Genomic DNA, 20,532 nt, shown 5'->3' on the forward strand with positions numbered 1-20,532 from the left:
ACGGGCCGGTCAGATGAGCACGACACCCTCGGCGACGCCGATGGCACGCAGATCGCGGTACCAGCGCTCGACCGGGTGTTCCTTGGTGAAGCCGTGTCCGCCCAGCAGCTGCACGCCGTCCAGGCCGATCTGCATGCCCTTGTCGGTGGCCAGCTTGCGGGCCAGCGCCGCCTCGCGGGCGAAGGACAGGCCCTGCTCGGCGCGGGAGGCGCCGCGCAGCGTCACCAGGCGCAGGCCGTCGAGCTCGATGGCGATATTGGCGACCATGAACGCCACCGCCTGGCGGTGCGAGATGGGCTCGCCGAACGCCTCGCGCTCGTTGACGTAAGGGATGACGTAGTCGAGCACGGCCTGGCCGGTGCCCGCGGCGAGCGAGGCCCAGCCCAGGCGCGCCAGGCGCACCGCGTCGGCGTAGTCCTCGGCGCGGGACTTGGCGTCGCCCTCGCCCAGGATCGCGTCGGTGGGCACCGCGACGTCCTCGAGTACCAGGCGGCCCAGGCCCGCGGCGCGCAGACCCATGCTCGGGTCGGCCTCCACCACCAGGCCCTTGCTGTCCGACGGCACGATGAACAGCGCCGGGCGGCCGTCGAGTTCGGCGGCGATCAGGAACAGTTCGGCGTCGGCCGCGGCGGGGACCAGGCTCTTCACGCCGTTGAGGCGGTAGCCGCTGGGGGAGCGGGTGGCCTTGGTCCGCAGGGCGAACGGGTCGAACAGGGCGCGCGGCTCGCTGATCACCACGGACGCCTGCGGCACGTTCTCGCCGGTGAAGGCGGGCAGGTAGGTCTGCTGCTGCGCGTCGGTGCCCCACTGCGACAGCGCCACCGCGACACCGCTGGGCGCCAGGATCGGCAGCGCCAGGCCCATATCGCCGTGCGCGAGCGCCTCGGCGACCATGGAGTTGGTCACCGCACCGCGCTCGGAGGCCGCGCCCTCGAGCTCCTCGGGCACGTTGATGAGCGTGATGCCCAGTTCGGCGGCGCGCTCGAGCAGATCGCGCGGGGCCTTGGCGGAGTTGTCGGCCTCGTAGGCGGCCGGGCGCAGGATCTCGGCGGCGAACTCCTTCACCGTCTCGACGATCATCTGCTGTTCGTCCGACGGCGTGATGTCGAAGAGGTCCTTGCCCTTGGACTCGTTGTCCGCGAGCCGCTTCGGCTGGCCGCCGCCCGCGACCTTGTTGAACGCGCGGGTGGCCGCGCCGAGGGTGCGGAAACCGGTCTTGGTGCTCTCGTAGGTGACTCGCTCGATCGGCTTGCGCAGGTTGTACTTCTCGGCGAGCTCCGACCCGGTGAGAGTCGTCATGACCCGCATCGCGGCGCCCATCCAGTCCCGCTTGGGCTGGGAGAGGCCGACGGCGGACGTGTCTTGACGTCGCTTCGTTGCGCTGTCTCGAGTGCTCATCATCACCTGTTTTCTCGGGTGGGTGGGTGAGGTCTGGCCCCAGCTATCTTACTCCTGAGTAAGGCTATCTTACTCCAGAGTAAGAAGACAGTCGAGGGGTCTACGGTCTCGATGCTGCCGCTTGACTGCCGCGCGGGCCGGATGGGTGGGATTTTCGTTGCGCAACCCCGGTCGCGGGCCGTTTTTCTGGTGAAGAGTCACGATTGCCAAATAGTGAAACGAATCTACTTCACAAAGTGTCGGGGTTCGCTACCGTGTCGGCACGTTGTCTGCCCCCTGGATGGAGGTCTTGTTCATGAAACGCCTTGTTTGTATGGCGGGAATCGCGGCGGTGGTGGGGCTGGGGGCCGCGCCCGCCGCCGCGGCGCCCGGTTTGCCGTTGATACCCGTCGACGTGGATCCCGGCGGTCCGGTGCTCGACTTCGGTTCGGGCGCACCGGTGCTCGACTTCGGGTCGGGTGAGGGCGGCTTCGGCATCGACCTCGGTTCCGGTGAGTTCGGGTTCCCCTCGGGGTCGTCCTCCGGCTCCGGCGGTTCCGGTTCGGCCTCGGGCTCGGGCACCGGTTCGGGACGCTGACCGACTGGGGGCGTGCGCGTGACGCGCGCCCCCACCCCCGGGGCGAAGCATCCAGCAGGGTGAGTGGCCGTATGCGATGGTGACGGCATGTATTGGGTCGCGGGGGTGCTCGCCGTCGTTCTGGTCGCCTTCTCCAATAGGTACGGCTACCACCGGGACGAGCTGTATTTCCTCGCGGCGGGCCGTCACCTGTCCTGGGGATACGCCGATCAGCCGCCGCTGACCCCGGCGGTGGCGCGGGCGATGTCGGCGATCGATGCCGATTCGCTGGTGTTGCTGCGGATGCCCGCGGTGCTGGCGGCGGTCGTCGTGGTGATCTGCGCGGGGTTGATGGCGCGCGAACTCGGCGGCGGGCGAGGCGCGCAGGCGCTGGCGGCCGGTGCGGTGGCGAGTGCCGCGATGGTGCAGGGCGTCGGGCATATGTTGAGCACGGCGGGGTTCGAACTCGCGGTGTGGTCGGTGCTGACGGTGTTGGTGTTGCGGTTGCTGCGCGAGGGGGCGACGCCGGGATATCTATGGCCGGCGATCGGTGCGGTGGTGGGGATCGGCCTGTTGAACAAGTTTCTGCTGGTCGCGCCGGTAGGGGTGCTGGCGGTGTCGTTGGCCGTGGTGGGACCGCGAAAGGTGTTCGCGAGCAAGTATTTTCCGGTCGCCGTCGGGGTGGCTGGGTTGCTTTGGCTGCCGTATCTGGTGTGGCAGGCGCGCAATGGTTGGCCGCAGTGGGAGTTGAGCCGCGCAATCGCGGGCGGCTCGTCGGGGACCTCGGACTCCCCGGTGATGTTTGTGCTGCTGCAATTCGGGCTGATGGGTCCGTTGCTGGTACCCCTGTGGATCTATGGGCTGTGGTGGTTGTGGCGGGGAGTGCGCTATCGCGCTTTCGTCGTGACCTATGTCGTGCTGCTCGTGGTGTTCCTGTTCGCCGGGGGCAAGGCCTACTACCTGGGCGGGATGTATCCGATTCTGTTGGCGGCCGGTGCGGTCGGGCTCGCGCGGGTGCTCGACGGGCATCGGATTCGGTGGGCGGGAGTGGGTGCCGTGGTCGCGGTGAACGCGGTCGGTTCGGCGCTGCTGTTCCTTCCGGTGTTCCCGGTCGAATCGCTGCCCGAGACACCGGTGCTCGCGGTCAATTACGACGCCGGGGAGACCGTCGGATGGCCCGAATTCGTGCGTCAGATCGGCGCGGTGCGTGCGGGACTCGGCCCCGATGTCGCCGTGCTCACCGACAACTACGGGGAAGCGGGTGCGATCGAAAGATACGGTGCGCCATACGATCTGCCGACACCGCACTCCGGGCACAACTCGTACTGGTGGTGGGGGCCGCCGCCCGACACCGCCGAGCTGATCACCGTCGGGATCGACCGCGACCGGCTCGAATCATTGTGCGCGAGTATCGAACCGGCCGGTCACCTCGACAACGGGCTCGGCATCGACAACGACGAACAGGGCGCGCCGCTGTTCGTCTGCCGCGGCACCCGCGCGCCGTGGTCGCAGCTCTGGCCGGAGGTCCGCCGGCTCGGGTAGGGGCTGTCTCGGAGTCCGGCCGGAGCAGCCGTGGTTCGGATCGTCTGGCAAGGCGGGGGAGCCGGGGTTGTCTCGGCGACGACGACAACGCGGCCAGGGGTGATCCGAACCACGGAAGAGCCGACTGTGACTCCGGTGCAGTCACGCCCTCGTAGGCATCGCGGCCGAAGACTTGCACGCCGATCGAGGACAGCAGGTCGGCCAAGGCCCTACAGCCCGTGGCGGGCCAGGAAGTCCAGCACCGTCTCGTGCCATCGGTCCGGCTGCTCGGCCACGAGGACGTGTCCCGCCTCGATCTCGGTGTACTCCGCACCGGGGATCGCGGCGGCCAGCGCGCGTTGGTGTCGATGGTGCCGCCCGCCCCGTGGGCCAGGACGATGCCGGGACCGGAGCCGGTCACCGAGGTGCGCAAGGGTATCTCTGCCATGGGCCGAAGTTAGGGCTTGACATGGGTGTGAAAGCCAACGCCTTCGGCGTATTGCTCGGCATATTGTGCCGAACGCCATAGGGGCGGTCAGTGGTCGCCTTGGCATGGCCCTACGCCTGGAGGTGAAGGCCAACGATGTGTGATCGGAGTCATATGCTGATCGGGGAGTTGTCGCGCGCCAGCGGGGTGCCCGCGCGCCTGCTGCGCTATTACGAGGAGCAGGGACTGTTGCGGCCGGGCCGCGACGGGAAGGGTTATCGCACCTATGATCCCGGCGCGGTCGACCTCGTCTCGCGCATCCGCGAACTGCTCGCCGCGGGACGGTCGACCGACGACATCCGCGGGCTGATGCCGTGCCCGCTCGATCCCGGGCGGTGGGTGTCTCCTGCGAGGAGGCGCTAGCGCTGGTGGAGCGGCGCCACGCCGAGACCGAGGAGCGGATCGCGGAGCTGGTCGCGCAGCGGGACCGGCTCGGCGCGCAGCGCGACGCGATCCGCGACTACCTCGCTGGGCAGGTGGTACAGGCGTAGGCGGTGCCCCTCCGGCGTGTTGGCGCGCGGTATCGCGGGCCGTCTCGATGACCTCCTTCGTGACGCGGTCGCACAGGAGAGCGCGCCCGTCACTCCGATACCGCCCGGACTCGATCGTCATCGGCCGCGCTGTCGGCGAAATCCGGTATCGGCGTCTACTCCGTCTTGCCGCGCAGCGCTCCGAGTCCCGGATACCTCCCGGCCGACTCCGGGACCCGGCCCGGCGCTGTTAGCTTTGTGCGTATGCGTAAAGGGATGGGGAGCAAGCGGTTCGGCGTCGCCGTGGTCGCGGCGACGGCCGTGCTGTGCGGAACGCCCACGGCGGGTGCGGTTTTCGAGCCCGCGACGTGCTCGGACGGGTGGACCTCGGAGACGGTGGTCGAGGGCGTCGGCAACCTGGAGAACCTCGACAGCGACGGCGCGGGCGGCTTCTATGTCACGGGCCTCCTCGACGGCTACCTGGCCCACGTGGACGCCGACGGACAGTTCCACAAGCTGGTCACAGGGCTCGATCACCCTGCGGGCGTGCGTGTTTCGGGACGATCGGTGTACTTTCTCACCGGTGACGGCTTGGCCGAGGCGCCGGGCACGCTCCAGCGCTACGACATCGATACCGGTGCGGTGGAGGTGCTGCTGACCGGGCTCAACGGTCCGAACGGGCTCCTGCTGCTCCCCGACGGCGACCTGCTGTTCACCACCATCGGCGTGCGCGGGACGCCCACCGGCATCTCCCGCTATCGCCCGTCGACCGGCGAGTACACCGAGACGTGGTCGGCGCTGCCGCTCAGCAACGGCATCGCCCTCGCCCCCGACGGCCGATCGATCTTCGCCGACGACCTCACCATGCGGATCTACCGCATCCCGCTCGACGCCCCGGGCGAGCACACCGTCATCGCCGGCGCCCCACGCACGCTGGGCATGTTCGACGACATGGAGGCGACCAGCGACGGCACCCTCTTCGTCGCCGACCACCTGCACGGCGCGGTGTTCCAGGTGGACACGGCCACGGGCGCGGCCTGCGCGATCATCTCCGGCCTGATCAAACCCGGTCCCACCCGCAACCCGCCCGACGGCGCAACCTCGGTCCGCATCGACCGCGACGGCACGGGGTGGGCGCTGTACGTCACCAGCATGGACGGCACCTTGCGCCGCCTGACCCCACCGGCGGGCATCGATCTGACCCCGGCCGACGAACGGCGCCGGTAGAGGCTCGGCCCGGGCGGGTGGCGGCGTAGTCTGCCGTGTACGCCTCGGCCATGCCGCCGAATTCGCCTGGAGTGTGCGAGCTCGGGCGCGACCGCGGCCGAGTCGGCATCCGGAGTCGGGTCCGGGTTCGGGCGCGTGGTGAATTGCACTGCGGCGCGGGTGGCACCCGTACCCGGAGGACGTGTCACTGCGTGGCCGGGCAGCAGTGGGATGCGCGAGATCGGATCACGGTTCGCGGAGTTTGTGGCTGCCTGGGCGCGGTTGGCCCCCGGTCGGCCGCCCGTCAGTCCGCGCCGAGGCGGGCGAGGACCGTGTCGTGGAGCAGGCCGTTGGTGGCGACGGCGTCGCCACCGTGCGGGCCGGGCTCGCCGGACAGGGAGGTGAAGGTGCCGCCCGCTTCGCGGACGAGGACGTCGAGCGCGGCCAGATCCCACAGCGACACTTCGGGTTCGGTCGCGATGTCCAGGGCGCCCTCGGCGAGCAGACAGTAGCTGAAGAAGTCGCCGTAGCCGCGCACCCGCCACACCTCGTCGGTGAGCGCGAGGAAGTTCTCGCGCAGGCCGCGCTCGCGCCACCCGGACAAGCTGGAGAACGCCAGGCTCGCCGACCCCAGGTCCGGCACCGCCGACACCGAGATCGGCTGGGGCGCACCGGGATGGAAGCTCGACCAGGCGCCGGAACCGGTGGCCGCCCACCAGCGCCGCGCCAGCGCAGGCGCGCTCACCACACCCACCACCGGCACGCCGTCCTCCAGCAGGGCGATGAGGCTGGCCCAGATCGGCACGCCGCGCACGAAGTTCTTGGTGCCGTCGATCGGGTCGATCACCCACTGGCGGCCGGTGAACTCCGCGTCACCCCCGAACTCCTCGCCCAGCACCGCGTCACCGGGACGTTCGGCGCCCAGCACCCGCCGCAGCTCCCGCTCCACGGCGAGATCGGCGTCGGACACCGGCGTGAGGTCCGGCTTCGCGTCCACCTTCAGGTCCAGCGCGCCGAACCGCGCCTTGGTGATCGCATCGGCCTCGTCGGCCAGCCGCAGCGCGAGTTCGAGATCGGAGGAGTGAGCAGCCACGATCGCAAACCCTAGCGCCCGTGAGCGAGGACGGGCAGACGGCTGTCCGCTCAGACCCCCACGCGCGCACCCCGCGCCGCCGCCAGCGCCGTGCTCCACCAATGCAACCGGTCCAGCATGACCGCCGCGGCGGCCACCGGCTCGTCGGGCTCGCGCAGCTTTCCCTCGTCGTCGAACAGCAGGTAGTAGCGCGGGAACGCGACGTATTCTCGCACCGTGTGCGCGTCGAGTTCGCCGAACACCTGGCGCAGGTGCTCGATGGCGAGCAGTCCGCCGCTGGCCCCGCTGTAGCCGACGAAGCCGATCGCCTTGCCCTGCCACTGGGTGAAGTGCCAGTCGATGGCCGATTTCAGCGCGGCCGGGTAGCTGCGGTTGTAGTCGGGAGTGACGACGACGAACGCGTCGGCCGCGGCCAGCCGGGCGGTGAGGTCGAGCATCCCGGCCGGGCGCGGCGGGTCAGGCTCCAGCGCGGGCGGCACCGCGGGCAGCGCGAGCGGCAGATCGGCCTCGGCGAGGTCGATCACGTCGACCTCGAATCCGCCGTGCGCGGCGGCCTGGTCGGCGAACCAGGCGGCGACCGTCGGCGCGAAGCGCCCCTCCCGGACGCTGCCGATGATCACCGCGAGTTTCAATGACGACATGGTGTTCCCTCCTGCTGGTCTCCGGCGGCACGAGCGCCGCCGAGATCAACTCTGTCGCCGGTCGGCCATGCCGGGGAGGCCGCGTGGAGGGTGGTAGTGGCAGGGACACCCTCGCGCGCGCAACCGCTTGTACGGTCGAAGGGTGAGCGAGAACGAGCTGGGTCTGTTCCTGCGCAGCAGACGTGAAGCGGTGCCGCCCGCGCTGGTCGGCCTGCCCGCGGGCCCGCGCCGCCGCACTCCCGGATTACGTCGCTCCGAACTCGCCACACTCGCCGGCGTGAGCGTCGAATACCTCACCCGGTTGGAACAGGGGCGTGATCGTCATCCCTCGCCTTCGGTTCTTTCGGCACTCGGTGACGCTCTCCGCCTCACCCCCGTCGAGCGCGTTCACCTGTATCGGCTCACCAAAGGCGCCGATCCCGGATTCAGCTGCACCGGGGGAGTCGCCCCGAACCGCGAGGTGCGCGTCACCGTGCGCGCGGTGCTGCAGCAACTGGATCCCGCGCCCGCGGCGGTCGTGAACCGGGTCGGCGAAGTGCTGGCCTGCACCGAGGGCTACCACCGCTTGATGGGTCCGACCGGCCTGCTCGACGACGACCCCGCCAGCTTCCCCCTCTACGTCTTCACCGACCCGAGGGCCCGCGCCCTCTACCCGGACTGGGACCACGTGGCCGACGAGTGGGTCGCCACCATAAAGCAAGGCCCGTTCCGCGCCGACCCCGCCGTCGCGGTGCTCGCCGACCATCTCACCGTCGTGGCGGGCGCCGAGTTCACCCGCCGGGTGGAGACCGTGCCCAGCCTGCCCGCGGCCACCGGCGTCACGCGGCTGGCGCACCCCGAGGCGGGCCCGCTGCGCCTGGCCTACGAGAAACTCGACCTCTCCGCCGACGACGACCAGCAGATCGTCGTCCACCTGCCCGCCGATGCCGCCACGGCCGCCGCGCTCGACGCGCTGACCGGCCGCAGGCCCGGCGGACTGCGCGCGGTCTCGGGCTGAGCCCGCGCGCTGTTTCGTGGTCGACGGCGGGACCGGTAACCTTGGAGATCGTGCATCCTGACGTTTCCGCTGATCTCGCCGAACTCGACACCACGCTCAAGACGGTCGAGTCGGTCCTCGACATCGAGGAACTGCGCCGCCGCATCGATGAACTCGAGCACCAGGCGGCCGATCCCGACCTGTGGAACGACCAGGAGCACGCCCAGCAGGTGACCAGCGAGCTCTCGCACGCGCAGGGCGAACTGCGCCGCGCCGAGGAGCTGCGCCAGCGGCTCGACGACCTGCCGGTCCTCTACGAACTGGCCGAGGGCGAGGAGGGCGAGGCCCGCGAGGCCGCCCTCGCCGAGGCCGACGCCGAGCGCGCGTCCCTGCACGCCGACGTGGAGGCCATGGAGGTCCGCACCCTGCTCTCGGGCGAGTACGACAAGCGCGAGGCGCTGGTCAACATCCGCTCCGGCGCGGGCGGCGTGGACGCGGCCGACTGGGCCGAGAAGCTGATGCGCATGTACATCCGCTGGGCCGACCGGCACGGCTACCCGACCGAGGTCTACGACATCTCCTACGCCGAGGAGGCGGGCATCAAGAGCGCCACCTTCGCGGTCAAGACGCCCTACGCCTACGGCACGCTCTCGGTCGAGATGGGCACCCACCGCCTGGTGCGCATCAGCCCGTTCGACAACCAGGGCCGCCGCCAGACCTCGTTCGCCGAGGTCGAGGTGCTGCCCGTGGTGGAGACCACCGACCACATCGAGGTCCCCGAGACCGAGATCCGCGTCGACGTGTACCGCTCCTCGGGCCCGGGTGGCCAGAGCGTCAACACCACCGACTCCGCGGTGCGCATCACCCACATCCCCACCGGCATCGTGGTGACCTGTCAGAACGAGAAGTCGCAGCTGCAGAACAAGATCTCGGCGATGCGGGTGCTGCAGGCCAAACTGCTCGAGCGCAAGCGCCAGGAGGAGCGCGCCCAGATGGACGCGCTCAAGACCAACGAGGGCGCCTCCTGGGGCAACCAGATGCGCTCCTACGTGCTGCACCCCTACCAGATGGTCAAGGACCTGCGCACGAACTACGAGGTCAACAACCCGACCGCGGTGCTCGACGGCGACATCGACGCGTTCATCGAGTCCGGAATCCGCTGGCGCATGCGCGAGCAGGCGAATCAGGTTGCGCTGTAACCTGTCTGGCGTGCGTTTCGAGGATCGTCCGATACGGTGGTGGGTGCGATGACCGTGCTCGCCGCCGCCGAACCCACCGCCTGGCTGCGCTCCAACGGCCTCGAGATCGTGCTGTTGGTGCTGGGGGCCGTGCTGTTCAGCCGGTTCGCCACTTTCGTGCGCGACCGGGTGACGTCGAAGATCGACGCCGGCTTCCGCAGCAGCGACGCGCTGGTGCGCACCGAGGCGGCCAAACACCGGCACGCCCTGGCCCAGGTGATCACCTGGGTGGTGCTGACGATCGTCTACGTGCTGGTCGGCATGGAGGTGCTGCAGCGGCTCGGCTTCCAGGTCACGGGCCTGGTCGCGCCCGCCGCGGTGCTGGGCGCCGCGCTCGGTTTCGGCGCGCAGCGCATTGTGCAGGACATCCTGGCCGGGTTCTTCCTCATCACCGAGCGCCAGTACGGCTTCGGTGATGTGGTGCGCATCTCGGTGACCGGATCGGCGGAGATCGCCGAAGGTACCGTCGAGGACGTCACGCTGCGGATCACCACGCTGCGCAACGCCGACGGCGAGGTGATCACCGTGCCGAACGGGCAGATCGTGAAGGTGAGCAACCTGTCCAAGGACTGGGCGCGCGCCGCGATCGACGTGCCGGTGGCGGCCACCGCCGACATCACGAAGGTGAACGAGATCCTGCACAAGGTGGGCGCGGAGGCCTATCGCGACCGCAAGCTCGAGCCGCTGCTGCTCGACGAGCCCACCGTGATGGGTGTGGACGATCTCACCATGGACCAGATGAACATACGAATGGTTGCCAGAACGTTGCCGGGCAAGCAGTTCGAGGTCGGGCGCGAACTGCGGGTGCGCGTGGCGGCGGCTCTGCGCAGGGAAGGTATCAGTGAAACCACGTAGATCGACCGCGGTCCTCGGCCTGATCTGGGTCGGGACATTCGTGCTCTACTTGTTCGTCAAGCCGGAAACTCCGGCGCCCCCGGCGATCAGGCCGGTCGTGAATACCGTGCCCGCGCCGGTGGATTCGGCGCCGCCGAGCGGCGAACCGCAGGCTCCTGCCGGTAACTGACGGATCGCTGAAGGGCTCGCACCGGCCCGGTCGGCGCGGCGGCGCGCGGCGGCCCCCTTACACTGGCTTGCCGTGATCACCATGCGGAACGTCAGCAAGTCGTACAAGACCTCGACGCGACCCGCGCTGGACAACATCACCGTCGATGTGGACAAGGGCGAGTTCGTCTTCATCATCGGACCGTCCGGTTCCGGGAAGTCGACCTTCATGCGCCTGCTCCTCAAGGAGGAGACGCCCACCACGGGCGAGATCCGGGTCGCCGACTTCCGGGTCGACCGACTGCCCGGTCGCAAGGTGCCCAAGCTGCGTCAGCGCATCGGCTGTGTGTTCCAGGACTTCCGCCTGCTCCAGCAGAAGACGGTCCAGCAGAACGTCGCGTTCGCGCTGGAGGTGATCGGCAAACGCCGCGAGATGATCGACCGCACGGTGCCCGAGGTCCTCGACATGGTCGGGCTCGGCGGCAAGGCCGACCGGCTGCCGGGCGAGCTCTCCGGCGGTGAACAGCAGCGAGTCGCGATCGCGCGCGCGTTCGTCAACCGGCCGCTGGTGCTGCTCGCCGACGAACCCACCGGCAACCTCGACCCCGACACCAGCGGAGACATCATGATGCTGCTGGAGCGGATCAACCGCACCGGTACCACGGTGCTGATGGCCACCCACGACAACCACATCGTCGACGCGATGCGCAGGCGGGTGATCGAACTCGATCACGGCCGCATGGTGCGCGACGAGGCGACCGGCGTGTACGGGGTGGATCGCTGATGCGCGGCAGCTTCCTGGCGAACGAGGTCGGCACCGGCCTGCGCCGCAACTTGACCATGACGATCGCGATGATCCTCACCACCGCGGTGTCGCTGGCCATGCTCGGCGGCGGTCTGCTGTCGGTGCGCATGGCCGACAAGACCGAGCAGTACTTCACCGGACGGCTCGAGGTGCGCTTCTACCTCGACGAGAACATCTCCGACAACGATCCGGATTGCGCGGCCGAGCCCTGCAAATCGCTGCTGGCGGACATGAAGAACACCTCCGGTGTGGAGAGTGTGCAGTTCCTCAACCGCGCCGCCGCGCTGGAGGAGGCCAAGACGCTGTTCGAGGATCAGCCGGAGATGGTGCAGTACATCTCCGAGACGCCGCTGCCCGCGTCCATGCGGGTCAAGATGACCGACGGCGACCAGTACGAGCACATCTACGAGACGTTCGCGCTGCGCGAGGGCGTGCGGACCGTGGCCAACGACCAAGAGTTCGTGGACCGGCTGCTGCGCCTGTTCGACGGGTTGCGCAACGCGGCGTTCGGCCTGGCCACGGTGATGGCGCTGGCGGCGCTGCTGCTGATCGCGAACATGATGCAGATCGCGGCGTTCACCCGGCGCACCGAGGTGGGCATCATGCGGCTGGTCGGCGCCACGCGCTGGTACACACAGCTGCCGTTCCTGCTGGAGGCGGTGGTCGCGGCCGTGGCGGGCTCGTTGCTGGCGATCGCGGGCCTGCTCATCGCGCGTCCGCTGGTCATCGACCGGGCGCTCGGGCCGCTGTTCGACAGCAATGTGTTCCCGCGCATCACCGGCGACGACATCGCGGTGGTGGCGCTGACCATCGCCCCGGTCGGCGTGGTGGTCGCCGCGGTGGCCGCGTACGCGACGCTGCGCTATTACGTGCGCGAGTGAACGCCGCGCGCGTGCGTACCTATGTCCGAGGGAACTCCGCGTGCGCGGGTGGAAGTCGTTCATCCCCATGTGGACAACTCCGGCGTTCGCCCAGGACGGTGATGCGCGAGCGCCGGGTGAGCGTCGGGGTGCGCTCGTAGGATGGGCCCCGTGACTCCAGACGCCGCGATCCAGGCCGATCCGTCCGCCCCCGTACGTACCGAAACCGGTGCGGCGCAAGAGGTTCTACGCCGCGTCTTCGGGTACGACAGCTTCCGCGGCGACCAGGCCGCCATCGTCGACCACGTGGTGTCGGGCGGTGACGCGCTGGTGCTCATGCCCACCGGCGGCGGTAAATCGCTGTGCTACCAGGTGCCCGCGCTGGTGCGGCCCGGCGTCGGCGTGGTCGTCTCGCCGCTCATCGCGCTCATGCAGGACCAGGTCGACGCGCTCAGCGCGCTGGGCGTGCGCGCCGGGTTCCTCAACTCGACGCAGTTCCCCGACGAGCGCCGCACCGTGGAGGCGCAGTTTCTGGCCGGCGAGCTCGACCTGCTCTACCTCGCCCCGGAGCGGTTGCGGGTGCAGGCCACGGCCGATCTGCTCGACCGCGGCGAGATCGCGCTGTTCGCCATCGACGAGGCGCACTGCGTCTCGCAGTGGGGCCACGACTTCCGGCCGCACTATCTCGAGCTGTCGATGCTGCACGAGCGCTGGCCCGACGTGCCGCGTATCGCGCTCACCGCGACCGCCACCGAGAAGACGCGCGAGGAGATCGTGCAGCGGCTCGATCTGGGTGGGGCGCGCCGGTTCGTCTCCAGTTTCGACCGGCCCAACATCCAGTACCGGATCGAGCCGAAGAACCGTCCCGACCACCAGCTGCTCGAGTTCATCCGCACCGAGCACGCCGGTGACGCGGGCATCGTGTACTGCCTGTCGCGCAACTCGGTGGAGAAGACCGCCGCGTTCCTCAACGAGAACGGCATCGGCGCGGTGCCCTACCACGCGGGCTTGGATAACCGGACCCGCGCCACGAACCAGGCGCGGTTCCTGCGCGAGGACGGGCTCGTGGTGGTCGCCACCATCGCGTTCGGCATGGGGATCGACAAGCCCGACGTGCGGTTCGTCGCGCACCTGGACCTGCCGAAGTCGGTCGAGGGCTACTACCAGGAGACCGGCCGCGCGGGACGCGACGGGCTGCCGTCCACCGCGTGGATGGTCTACGGGCTCAACGACGTGGTGCAACAGCGCAAGATGATCGACTCCTCGGAGGGCGACGCCGCGCACCGCCGCCAGTTGCAGCTGCACCTGGACGCCATGCTCGCGCTGTGCGAGACCGTGAGCTGCCGCCGCACCCAGCTGCTGGCCTACTTCGGCGAACCCGGTCTGCCCTGCGGCAACTGCGACACCTGCCTGAATCCGCCCGAATCCTGGGACGGCACCGTCGCCGCGCAGAAGCTGCTCTCCGCGGTGCTGCGGCTGGAGCGCGAACGCGGCCAGCGGTTCGGCGCGGGCCAGGTGATCGACATCCTGCTCGGCAAGCGCAATCCGAAGGTGCTCCAGCACGGCCACGACGAGCTCAAGGTGTTCGGCATCGGCACCGACCTGCGGGAGAACGAGTGGCGCGGGGTGGTCCGTCAGCTGCTCGCGCAGGGCATGCTCGCGGTACACGGCGAGTACGGCGTGCTCACCCTGACCGAGGCCAGCCAGGAGGTGCTGTTCGACGGCAGGCAGGTGCGGTTGCGCCGGGAGCCGGAGCGCGCGGCCAAACCGGCCAGGTCCGCGCGGTCCGCCAAGGCCGCGCCCGCCGATCTGGCCGCCGCCGACGTGCCGGTGTTCGAGAAACTGCGCGAATGGCGCGCGGCGCAGGCCAAGGAGCAGGGCGTGCCCGCCTACGTCATCTTCCACGACGCCACCTTGCGCGAGATCGCCGCGCGCAAACCCGCCGATATGGCCGCGCTGGCGTCGGTCGGCGGGGTCGGGGAGAACAAGCTGGCGAAGTACGGCGAGCAGGTGCTCGAGGTGCTCGGCGCCGGATGACCGGTGCTCGACCGGCCGATGTACAGGCTGTGAACTGTCCATTCCGCGGATCGACTACCAACTGGTCAATGGTCCAGTATGGTGCGGGACTGTGCTGATCGAATGACATGGAGGTGGCGATGAGCGGCGCGCACGGTATCGGGCGCAGGGATCTGCTGACGGGGGCGGCGGCCGTCGCGGCGGGTGCGACGCTGCTCGGGCTCACCCCGGCACAGGCGGTACCCGTGCGGGAGGGCGTCGAGAAGTTCGGCCTGCCGGGCGGCCGGAACGTGCGGGTGCTCGTCACCGGTGACGCGGGCACCGGCAAACCGGCGCAATGGGCGGTCGCCGACGCGGCCCGCGCCCTGCACACGAGCCAGCCGTTCACGCTGGCGCTCGGGCTCGGCGACAACATCTACGAGAGCGGCCCCGACGGCGTCGACGACGAACAGTTCCGCACCAAGTTCGAGGATCCCAACACCGGACTGGACTTCCCCTGGGCGATGGTGCTGGGCAACCACGACACCAGCTCGGTGTGGCCCGGCGACGGCGGCTGGCTGCTGCGCGGCGATCACGAGGTGGCCTACCACGCCGTCTCGCGGCGGTGGTGGATGCCGAGCCGCTACTACTCGGTGCGGGTGCCGCAGGAACAGCCGGTGGTCGAGTTCTTCGTGCTCGATCTCAACCCGCTGGCCGCGTACCTGCCCCCGCTGCTCGTGCCTTACTGGGCGGTCGACGGCCAGTACATGAACGAACAGCGCGCCTGGCTCGACCGCGCGCTCGCCGAGTCGCCCGCGCCGTGGAAGATCGCCTGCACCCACCACCCGTACCTCAATAACGGTCCGCACGGCAGCGCCGGGGAGTACGACGGCATCCCGATCCCGCCGATCAACGGCGTGCACGCCAAGCAGTTCTTCGAAGACCACGTGGTCGGCCGGTGCCACCTCATCCTCTCCGGCCACGACCATTCGCTCCAGGTGCTCGAGCCCACGATCGAGAGCAAGGGCACCCGCCAGCTCATCTCCGGCGCGGCCGCCAAGACCGTCGGCGGCAAGCGCAGCGGCGGCGCCGCCGTCCCCGCGCTCTACGAGAACTACGACCAGCTCGGCTTCATGACGCTCGATCTCACGGCCTCGGCGATGGACCTGGGCGTGGTCACCGTAGACCCGGCGGGCGGCCCGGGCACGGAGGTCTTCCGCCGCAGGCTCGCCTGACCGGTACGTCACCGAATCACAACACCCCGGTCACGGGCGGCGCCGCGCGCGGTTTTCGCGGTTACCGTGCAGGCATGGCTGCAGGGGACGACGGGGACGAGATCGAGACGATGGACGGCACACAGCCCGACCCACCGGACCCCGTGCTGCCCCGCGGCCGGCTCGACCCGGCGGTGGATTCGGTGTGGCTCGGCAGGCGCCGCACCCCGGCCCACCTGGGCAGGCCGCGCCTGTCGACCGTCCTGCTGGTGACGGTGTTCATCGCCCTGCTCAGCCTGTACGTCGCGCTGCGCCCCGGGGGTTGATCCGGCGCGGCCGACGCACGGAATAATCCGGTTGCCGCGTCACTTAGAGTGGATCGTTATGAAGGAGAAGGGGCGCAAGGTCATCGCGACCAACCGCCGGGCGCGGCACAACTACACGATCCTGGACACCTACGAGGCCGGGATCGCGCTGGTGGGCACCGAAGTGAAGAGCCTGCGCGAGGGCAAGGCATCCCTGGTGGACGCGTTCGCCACGGTGGACAACGGCGAGGTGTGGCTGCGCGGGTTGCACATCCCCGAGTTCAGCCACGGTACCTGGACCAACCACTCGCCGCGTCGCGTGCGCAAACTGCTGCTGCACAAGCGCGAGATCGAGCGCCTGGTCGGCAAATCGCGCGAGGGCAACCAGACGCTGGTGCCGCTGTCGATGTACTTCTCCGACGGCAAGGTCAAGGTGGAACTGGCGCTGGCCCGCGGTAAGCAGGACTACGACAAGCGGCAGGATCTGGCCCGCCGCACGGCCGAGCGCGAGGTCACCCGCGAGATCGGCCGCCGCGTCAAGGGCATGCGCTGAGCCGCACCGGCTTTCGCGCCCGGTGCGCGAAAGCCGGTGCCGGTCAATGACTCACACACGGACCGTGCAGGGTGATGCGGTCCAGCGTGGGCCCGTGGTAATCCGCGGTGACGGTGCGTGATCCGAGCGGTGAGCTCGCGTCGGGCGCGCCGATGAAGGCGCGCTGCGCCGCGAAATCCGGTCCGTCCGCACCGTAGTTGTGCACGGCGGTCATGCCTTCGGAGTCGACGGACAGTCCGTCCAGCGCCTCGCGCAGCCCCTTCCTGGTGAGCATCCCCATGCTCGACGCCCTGGTGAGCAGCGCCTTCATCGGGAACGACACCGCGTAGCCGAGGTTGTAACCCCAGTTCGCGGGCACCTGCGGGGCCGCGGCCCTGGCGTTGCGCGCGCCCTCGCTGGCGCCGTCCCACAGATCGTACGGTGAGGTGTAGTTGTACAGCTCGGCCAGGCTCGGCCCGACCGCCGTCTTCAGCAGCGCGCCGTTCCAGGTCGGCGTCGAGCCGAGGAACCGGCCCTCATAGCCGCGCGCGACGAGTTTGGCCACGATCTCGGCGGTCTCGGCGGGACCGGTCGCCAGCAGCACCACGTCGGGCGGGTCGGCCATGATCTCGGCGACCGGCCCGTCCTGGTTGCCGACCTCGGCGTTGGGTCCGGTGTCGACGCGGGCGGTGACCACCGCGCCGTTGTCCGAGGCCCACCGCAGCGCGCCGTTGGCGTAGTCGCCGCCGTAGTTGCCGCGGAAGGCGATCACCGCGAGCTTGCCGGGGTTGGTCTTGTTCTGCGCGAACCAGTCCAGCCCAAGTATCGCCTCGGTGCAGTAGGAGTAGCTGGAGTCGAGCACCAGGTTCCGATCGGTCTCGCGATACTGCCAGCCCGACCACAGCGTGCCCGCTCCCGTGACGACGTCGGCGGCGTCCATCTCCGGCAGCACCGACAGCGTCTGCGCGGTGCCGAGGCTCATCGCCAGCGCGAGCACGTGCGGTTCGATATCGCGGAACTGCTCGCCGTGCCGGTGCGGATCGTAGAAGGTGTCCCTGGCGTAGGTGGTGACGTCGATCTCGTAGCCGCCGATGCCGCCCGCCTTGTTGACCGCGTTCCAGAACGCGGCCTGCCCGTCCTGGACAGCCTTGCCGAGCGGCGAGAACGGCCCGTCGACCAGGTCGGACAGTACGCCGAGGTAGACGCAGCCCTTGTCGGGGTCGATCGCCGCCGGACACGGCTCGGCGGTGACGCCCGGCACCGACTCTGGCGTCGAGGTCGAACAGCCCGCCAGGGCCAGGCTCGCCGCGATCAGGGCTGTTGCGCCGCGCCTCAGCGAGCGGCGAGATGCTGCCAAAGTTCTTCTCCTCGTTGCTATTTCGATCGGAGGGCGACTCAGAGCCGAGCGCACGGACCGTGCAGGGTGAGCTGCGGCAGGGTCGGCCCGGCGTAGTGGGTGGCCACGTCGCGCGAGCCCAGCGCGGCCGTCGCGTCGGGCGCGCCGATGGTGGCGCGTTGCGCGGCGTAGTCCGGTCCCGATCCGTAGGTGTGCGGCGGCGCCATGCCTTCGAAGTCGACGGTCAGCGCGTCCTGCGCGCGGCGCATGCTCCGGCGGCTCAACGGCCCGGCCTCCACGGCGCGCTCGAGCAGCGCCCGCATCGTGTACGACACCGCCCAGCCCAGGCTGTAACCCCAGTTCGTGGGCTCCGACAGGGCCGCGGCCCTCGCGCGTTGCGCGCCGACGCTCTGCCCGTTCCAGCCCTCGACCGGCGAGGTGTAGTTGTACAACTCCGAGATCGCCTGCGCCGCCGGTGTTTTCAGCAGCGCGCCGTTCCAGGTGGGCGCCGAACCCAGGAACCTGCCCTGATAGCCCGCGGCGACCAGCTTGCCGACGATCTCGGCGGTCTCGGCGGGGCCGGTGGCCAGCATCACCAGGTCGGGTGGATTGGCCATGATCTCGGCGACCGGGCGGTCCTGGTTGCCGACCTCGGTGTTCGGCCCGGTGTCGATGCGCGCGGTGACGATCGCGTGATTGTGCACCGCCCAGTGGATCGCGCCGCCCGCGTAGTCGCCGCCGTAGTTCCCGCGGAAGGCGATGACGGCGAGCGTGCGGGGGCGGTACTGGTGCTCGGCGAACCAGTCCAGGCCCATGATCGCCTCGGTGCAGTACGAATATCCGCTGTCCAGCACGAGATTCATATCGGATTCGGGGTACTCCCACCCCGACCACATGGTGCCCGCCGCGGTCACCATGTCGGCATCGTCCATCTCTCGCAGCACCGACAAAGTCTGCGCCGTGCCCAGGCTCATCGCCAGCGCGAGCACGTGCGGTTCGATCGCCCGCAGTTCGGTGAGGTGGCGGTGCGGGTCGAAGGCGGTGTCCCTGGCGTAGGTCGATACGTCGATCTCGTACCCGCCGATGCCGCCCGCCTTGTTGACCTCCGTCCAGAACGCCCGCTGCCCGTCCTGCATGGCGGTGCCGAGCGCGGCGAACGGTCCGTCGCCGAGATCGGACAGAACGCCCAGGTAGACGCACCCGTTGTTCTCGTCGATTGCCTCCGGGCACGGCGCGTCCGTGACGCCGGGTCCGGTGGTGTCCACCGGAGTGGAACACGCCGCGGTCAAGATCAGTCCGAGCAGGACCGGTATCGCCGCGGAGTGGAACAGACGGCGATGCCGCCTGTCTGTGCTGCCCATTTTCGCTCCCTGTCAGGCCGCCGGATGATCCGAATTCCGGTACGGCCGAACAGGAACAGTACCTGTCGGTAACTCGGGACGAGGGTGGAATCCGCGGTTTGCCGCGGTTTCGCCGGCAGGTGATTCGGAGCGTATTCGTTTCAGTTATTCGTGGTGCGGTATCTGTGCGCTGTTGTCGCGAATCGCCAACGGGGGCAGAAGGTTCCGGTTGGGATGGTTCGGGGTGATGTACTGCGTCGTACCGGTGTGGGGTTGGGGTGCCGTGCGAGTTTCCCGTTCCGGGGCGTGCGGACCGGGGTTTGTGGGTGAGGTGGGCGGTGGAGGGTGTGCTCAGGGGTTGCGGACCGTGGGTGCGCTGGTGTTCGCCGGCGAGATGGTGCGGTGCCCTGGTGTCCGTGGGGAAGGCTCCCCGTCACGGTCGCTGCGAGTAGGTCCCAGATGCCGGTCGCCCGGGCGACCTGTCCGCGATCTTCGATTCTTCCCCTGACCAGCGCGAACATCGCGGTGGAAAATGGGAATGATCCGGTGCCGGTGTAGTGTTAACATTACTGGCCCGCAAGGTGCGGGTACGTACGGGGCTGAACGGTTTCGACTGCGTACGTTGATTCAGGGGAAGCGTGTCGGTGCAGGCAAGAGACCACCGTAAGCGTCGTTGCAACCAATTAAGCGCCGATTCTCATCAGCGCGAGTACGCTCTCGCTGCCTAAGCGACAGCGTCTCTGTCGGCCCGGGATACGCCCTCGGTCCCGGTGCCGGCATCAGCTAGAGGGCTCACCGTCCGCCTCGGTCGCGGAGTCGGACGGGACATCAAACAGCGACTGGGATCGTCATCTCGGCTTGTTCGCGTGACCGAGAGATCCGAGCAGAGACACAGCGAACTGCACACGGAGAAGTCCTGAAGACACGGCGGAGGACCCGGGTTCGATTCCCGGCAGCTCCACCAACGGAGGCGAGTGCTCGCGCAGAGCGCTCGCCTTCTTTGTGGGTTCCGCGTGTTGTGTGGGGGCGCAGCCCCCACACCCCACCCGGCGGGCTTCGCCCCCGGACCCCGCTTGGGGTGTGCCTACCCAATGCCGCGCCTCCGACCCCCTACTTCCGGTGTGCCTACTCGGTGCCGTCCTCCCAGGCCCCGTTTCGGATTTGCCTACGTCAATGCTGTGCCCCCGGACTCGCCCCCAGGTCTGGTTGTCCAGTGGCGTGCGCGGTGCAGGCGCGCACGCCGGCTCGCGCATCTACTGTCGCGTCCCGGGCCTCCTTGCGCGACTGGTTGCGCGACGCCGGTGCCGCCCCGACATAGGCGCGCTGTCAACACCGGGGTGCGGTCGGCTCGAGTGCGGCTTTCACGGGTCCGGCCATGTGATGAGACGTGGGCTACCTGTGTTCGTGTGATCGGGACTGTGAGGCTCCGGTTCGCCGACCTGGTGTCACTTCACACGCCGGGCCTCCCGGGTGATCTTCTGTGCCTGCCGGACACTCGATACTGTCCTGGCCCGGTGCGTCTGTTTCGGGTGTGGGTGCCGACCGGCTCGGTGTTGC

Annotated in this window: 20 protein-coding genes and 1 other RNA gene; 16 read left to right on the plus strand and 5 right to left on the minus strand. The window is 69.4% G+C overall.

Annotation, left to right across the window (positions count from 1 at the left end; all coding sequences use genetic code 11):
- Positions 1–9: 9 nt before the first annotated feature.
- On the minus strand, positions 10–1,401 hold the full coding sequence (locus tag OHB21_RS17395) for an acyl-CoA dehydrogenase family protein (protein WP_067510895.1): 1,392 nt from the start codon (positions 1,399–1,401) through the stop codon (positions 10–12).
- Positions 1,402–1,693: 292 nt separating this feature from the next.
- Between OHB21_RS17395 and OHB21_RS17400 the strand changes: the two genes are divergently transcribed.
- The 6 genes from OHB21_RS17400 to OHB21_RS17425 all read left to right on the plus strand — a co-directional run bounded on the left by OHB21_RS17400 (position 1,694) and on the right by OHB21_RS17425 (position 5,659).
- Entirely contained in the window at positions 1,694–1,975 is a 282-nt protein-coding gene (locus tag OHB21_RS17400) for a hypothetical protein (RefSeq protein WP_147266003.1), read from the plus strand.
- An 87-nt stretch (positions 1,976–2,062) separates the two neighbouring features.
- Positions 2,063–3,496 carry a glycosyltransferase family 39 protein gene (locus tag OHB21_RS17405; protein WP_067510893.1) on the plus strand — a complete coding sequence of 478 codons (1,434 nt, stop codon included), beginning with the start codon at positions 2,063–2,065 and terminating at the stop codon, positions 3,494–3,496.
- 248 nt (positions 3,497–3,744) lie between these two features.
- On the plus strand, positions 3,745–3,936 hold the full coding sequence (locus OHB21_RS17410) for a hypothetical protein (protein ID WP_157115849.1): 192 nt from the start codon (positions 3,745–3,747) through the stop codon (positions 3,934–3,936).
- A 140-nt stretch (positions 3,937–4,076) separates the two neighbouring features.
- Positions 4,077–4,325: a MerR family transcriptional regulator gene (locus tag OHB21_RS17415; protein WP_067510891.1), complete on the plus strand. Its 249-nt coding sequence runs from the start codon at positions 4,077–4,079 to the stop codon at positions 4,323–4,325.
- 5 nt (positions 4,326–4,330) lie between these two features.
- Positions 4,331–4,453: a hypothetical protein gene (locus tag OHB21_RS17420; protein ID WP_267466148.1), complete on the plus strand. Its 123-nt coding sequence runs from the start codon at positions 4,331–4,333 to the stop codon at positions 4,451–4,453.
- A 243-nt stretch (positions 4,454–4,696) separates the two neighbouring features.
- A complete protein-coding gene (locus OHB21_RS17425; protein WP_195126237.1) occupies positions 4,697–5,659 on the plus strand; it encodes an SMP-30/gluconolactonase/LRE family protein in 963 nt (320 codons plus the stop codon).
- A gap of 283 nt (positions 5,660–5,942) precedes the next feature.
- Here the strand turns inward: OHB21_RS17425 and hisN are convergent, their stop codons facing one another.
- On the minus strand, positions 5,943–6,731 hold the full coding sequence (gene hisN / locus OHB21_RS17430; RefSeq protein ID WP_067510889.1) for a histidinol-phosphatase: 789 nt from the start codon (positions 6,729–6,731) through the stop codon (positions 5,943–5,945).
- Positions 6,732–6,781: 50 nt separating this feature from the next.
- Positions 6,782–7,372, minus strand: coding sequence for an NADPH-dependent FMN reductase (locus OHB21_RS17435; protein WP_067510888.1), 591 nt, complete (start codon positions 7,370–7,372; stop codon positions 6,782–6,784).
- Between the two features lie 142 nt (positions 7,373–7,514).
- On the opposite strand from OHB21_RS17435, the gene OHB21_RS17440 reads away from it, so the two are divergent.
- From OHB21_RS17440 to smpB, 9 genes are all read left to right on the plus strand, one after another.
- Positions 7,515–8,369 (plus strand): helix-turn-helix transcriptional regulator, encoded by an 855-nt coding sequence (locus tag OHB21_RS17440; RefSeq protein ID WP_067510887.1) that lies wholly within the window; start codon positions 7,515–7,517, stop codon positions 8,367–8,369.
- Between the two features lie 50 nt (positions 8,370–8,419).
- A complete protein-coding gene (gene prfB / locus OHB21_RS17445; protein WP_067510913.1) occupies positions 8,420–9,547 on the plus strand; it encodes a peptide chain release factor 2 in 1,128 nt (375 codons plus the stop codon).
- Between the two features lie 48 nt (positions 9,548–9,595).
- Entirely contained in the window at positions 9,596–10,441 is an 846-nt protein-coding gene (locus tag OHB21_RS17450) for a mechanosensitive ion channel family protein (RefSeq protein ID WP_067510886.1), read from the plus strand.
- 250 nt (positions 10,442–10,691) lie between these two features.
- A complete protein-coding gene (gene ftsE / locus OHB21_RS17455; protein ID WP_228791748.1) occupies positions 10,692–11,372 on the plus strand; it encodes a cell division ATP-binding protein FtsE in 681 nt (226 codons plus the stop codon).
- Complete coding sequence (ftsX, locus tag OHB21_RS17460; protein ID WP_067510883.1) at positions 11,372–12,274, plus strand: permease-like cell division protein FtsX; 903 nt, start codon at positions 11,372–11,374, stop codon at positions 12,272–12,274. Before ftsE ends, ftsX begins: the two co-directional genes overlap by 1 nt.
- A 150-nt stretch (positions 12,275–12,424) precedes the next feature.
- Positions 12,425–14,290: a DNA helicase RecQ gene (recQ, locus tag OHB21_RS17465; protein ID WP_232331791.1), complete on the plus strand. Its 1,866-nt coding sequence runs from the start codon at positions 12,425–12,427 to the stop codon at positions 14,288–14,290.
- A 119-nt stretch (positions 14,291–14,409) separates the two neighbouring features.
- Positions 14,410–15,483 (plus strand): metallophosphoesterase, encoded by a 1,074-nt coding sequence (locus OHB21_RS17470; RefSeq protein WP_067510911.1) that lies wholly within the window; start codon positions 14,410–14,412, stop codon positions 15,481–15,483.
- Between the two features lie 74 nt (positions 15,484–15,557).
- Positions 15,558–15,788 carry a hypothetical protein gene (locus OHB21_RS17475; RefSeq protein ID WP_147266002.1) on the plus strand — a complete coding sequence of 77 codons (231 nt, stop codon included), beginning with the start codon at positions 15,558–15,560 and terminating at the stop codon, positions 15,786–15,788.
- Between the two features lie 58 nt (positions 15,789–15,846).
- The gene (smpB, locus tag OHB21_RS17480) at positions 15,847–16,320 is read left to right on the plus strand and encodes an SsrA-binding protein SmpB (protein ID WP_067510881.1); all 474 of its coding nucleotides are present in this window, start codon (positions 15,847–15,849) and stop codon (positions 16,318–16,320) included.
- Positions 16,321–16,363: 43 nt separating this feature from the next.
- On the opposite strand, the gene OHB21_RS17485 is transcribed toward smpB, so the two are convergent.
- Both OHB21_RS17485 and OHB21_RS17490 read right to left on the minus strand, forming a co-directional pair.
- Complete coding sequence (locus OHB21_RS17485; RefSeq protein ID WP_195126238.1) at positions 16,364–17,656, minus strand: ABC transporter substrate-binding protein; 1,293 nt, start codon at positions 17,654–17,656, stop codon at positions 16,364–16,366.
- Positions 17,657–17,694: 38 nt separating this feature from the next.
- The gene (locus tag OHB21_RS17490) at positions 17,695–18,996 is read right to left on the minus strand and encodes an ABC transporter substrate-binding protein (RefSeq protein WP_195126239.1); all 1,302 of its coding nucleotides are present in this window, start codon (positions 18,994–18,996) and stop codon (positions 17,695–17,697) included.
- 574 nt (positions 18,997–19,570) lie between these two features.
- On the opposite strand from OHB21_RS17490, the gene ssrA reads away from it, so the two are divergent.
- Positions 19,571–19,939: a transfer-messenger RNA gene (ssrA, locus tag OHB21_RS17495) on the plus strand.
- Positions 19,940–20,532 lie beyond the last annotated feature (593 nt).

Origin of the sequence: Nocardia puris (assembly GCF_036051655.1) — a bacterium.
Classification (GTDB): Bacteria; Actinomycetota; Actinomycetes; order Mycobacteriales; family Mycobacteriaceae; genus Nocardia; species Nocardia puris.

Coding starts and splice junctions, on each gene's coding strand:
- OHB21_RS17395 (WP_067510895.1), bottom strand. CDS start 1,401: ATGATGAGCACTCGAGACAGCGCAACGAAGCGACGTCAAGACACGTCC.
- OHB21_RS17400 (WP_147266003.1), top strand. CDS start 1,694: ATGAAACGCCTTGTTTGTATGGCGGGAATCGCGGCGGTGGTGGGGCTG.
- OHB21_RS17405 (WP_067510893.1), top strand. CDS start 2,063: ATGTATTGGGTCGCGGGGGTGCTCGCCGTCGTTCTGGTCGCCTTCTCC.
- OHB21_RS17415 (WP_067510891.1), top strand. CDS start 4,077: ATGCTGATCGGGGAGTTGTCGCGCGCCAGCGGGGTGCCCGCGCGCCTG.
- OHB21_RS17425 (WP_195126237.1), top strand. CDS start 4,697: ATGCGTAAAGGGATGGGGAGCAAGCGGTTCGGCGTCGCCGTGGTCGCG.
- OHB21_RS17435 (WP_067510888.1), bottom strand. CDS start 7,372: ATGTCGTCATTGAAACTCGCGGTGATCATCGGCAGCGTCCGGGAGGGG.
- OHB21_RS17450 (WP_067510886.1), top strand. CDS start 9,596: ATGACCGTGCTCGCCGCCGCCGAACCCACCGCCTGGCTGCGCTCCAAC.
- ftsE (WP_228791748.1), top strand. CDS start 10,692: ATGCGGAACGTCAGCAAGTCGTACAAGACCTCGACGCGACCCGCGCTG.
- ftsX (WP_067510883.1), top strand. CDS start 11,372: ATGCGCGGCAGCTTCCTGGCGAACGAGGTCGGCACCGGCCTGCGCCGC.
- OHB21_RS17470 (WP_067510911.1), top strand. CDS start 14,410: ATGAGCGGCGCGCACGGTATCGGGCGCAGGGATCTGCTGACGGGGGCG.
- OHB21_RS17475 (WP_147266002.1), top strand. CDS start 15,558: ATGGCTGCAGGGGACGACGGGGACGAGATCGAGACGATGGACGGCACA.
- smpB (WP_067510881.1), top strand. CDS start 15,847: ATGAAGGAGAAGGGGCGCAAGGTCATCGCGACCAACCGCCGGGCGCGG.
- OHB21_RS17490 (WP_195126239.1), bottom strand. CDS start 18,996: ATGGGCAGCACAGACAGGCGGCATCGCCGTCTGTTCCACTCCGCGGCG.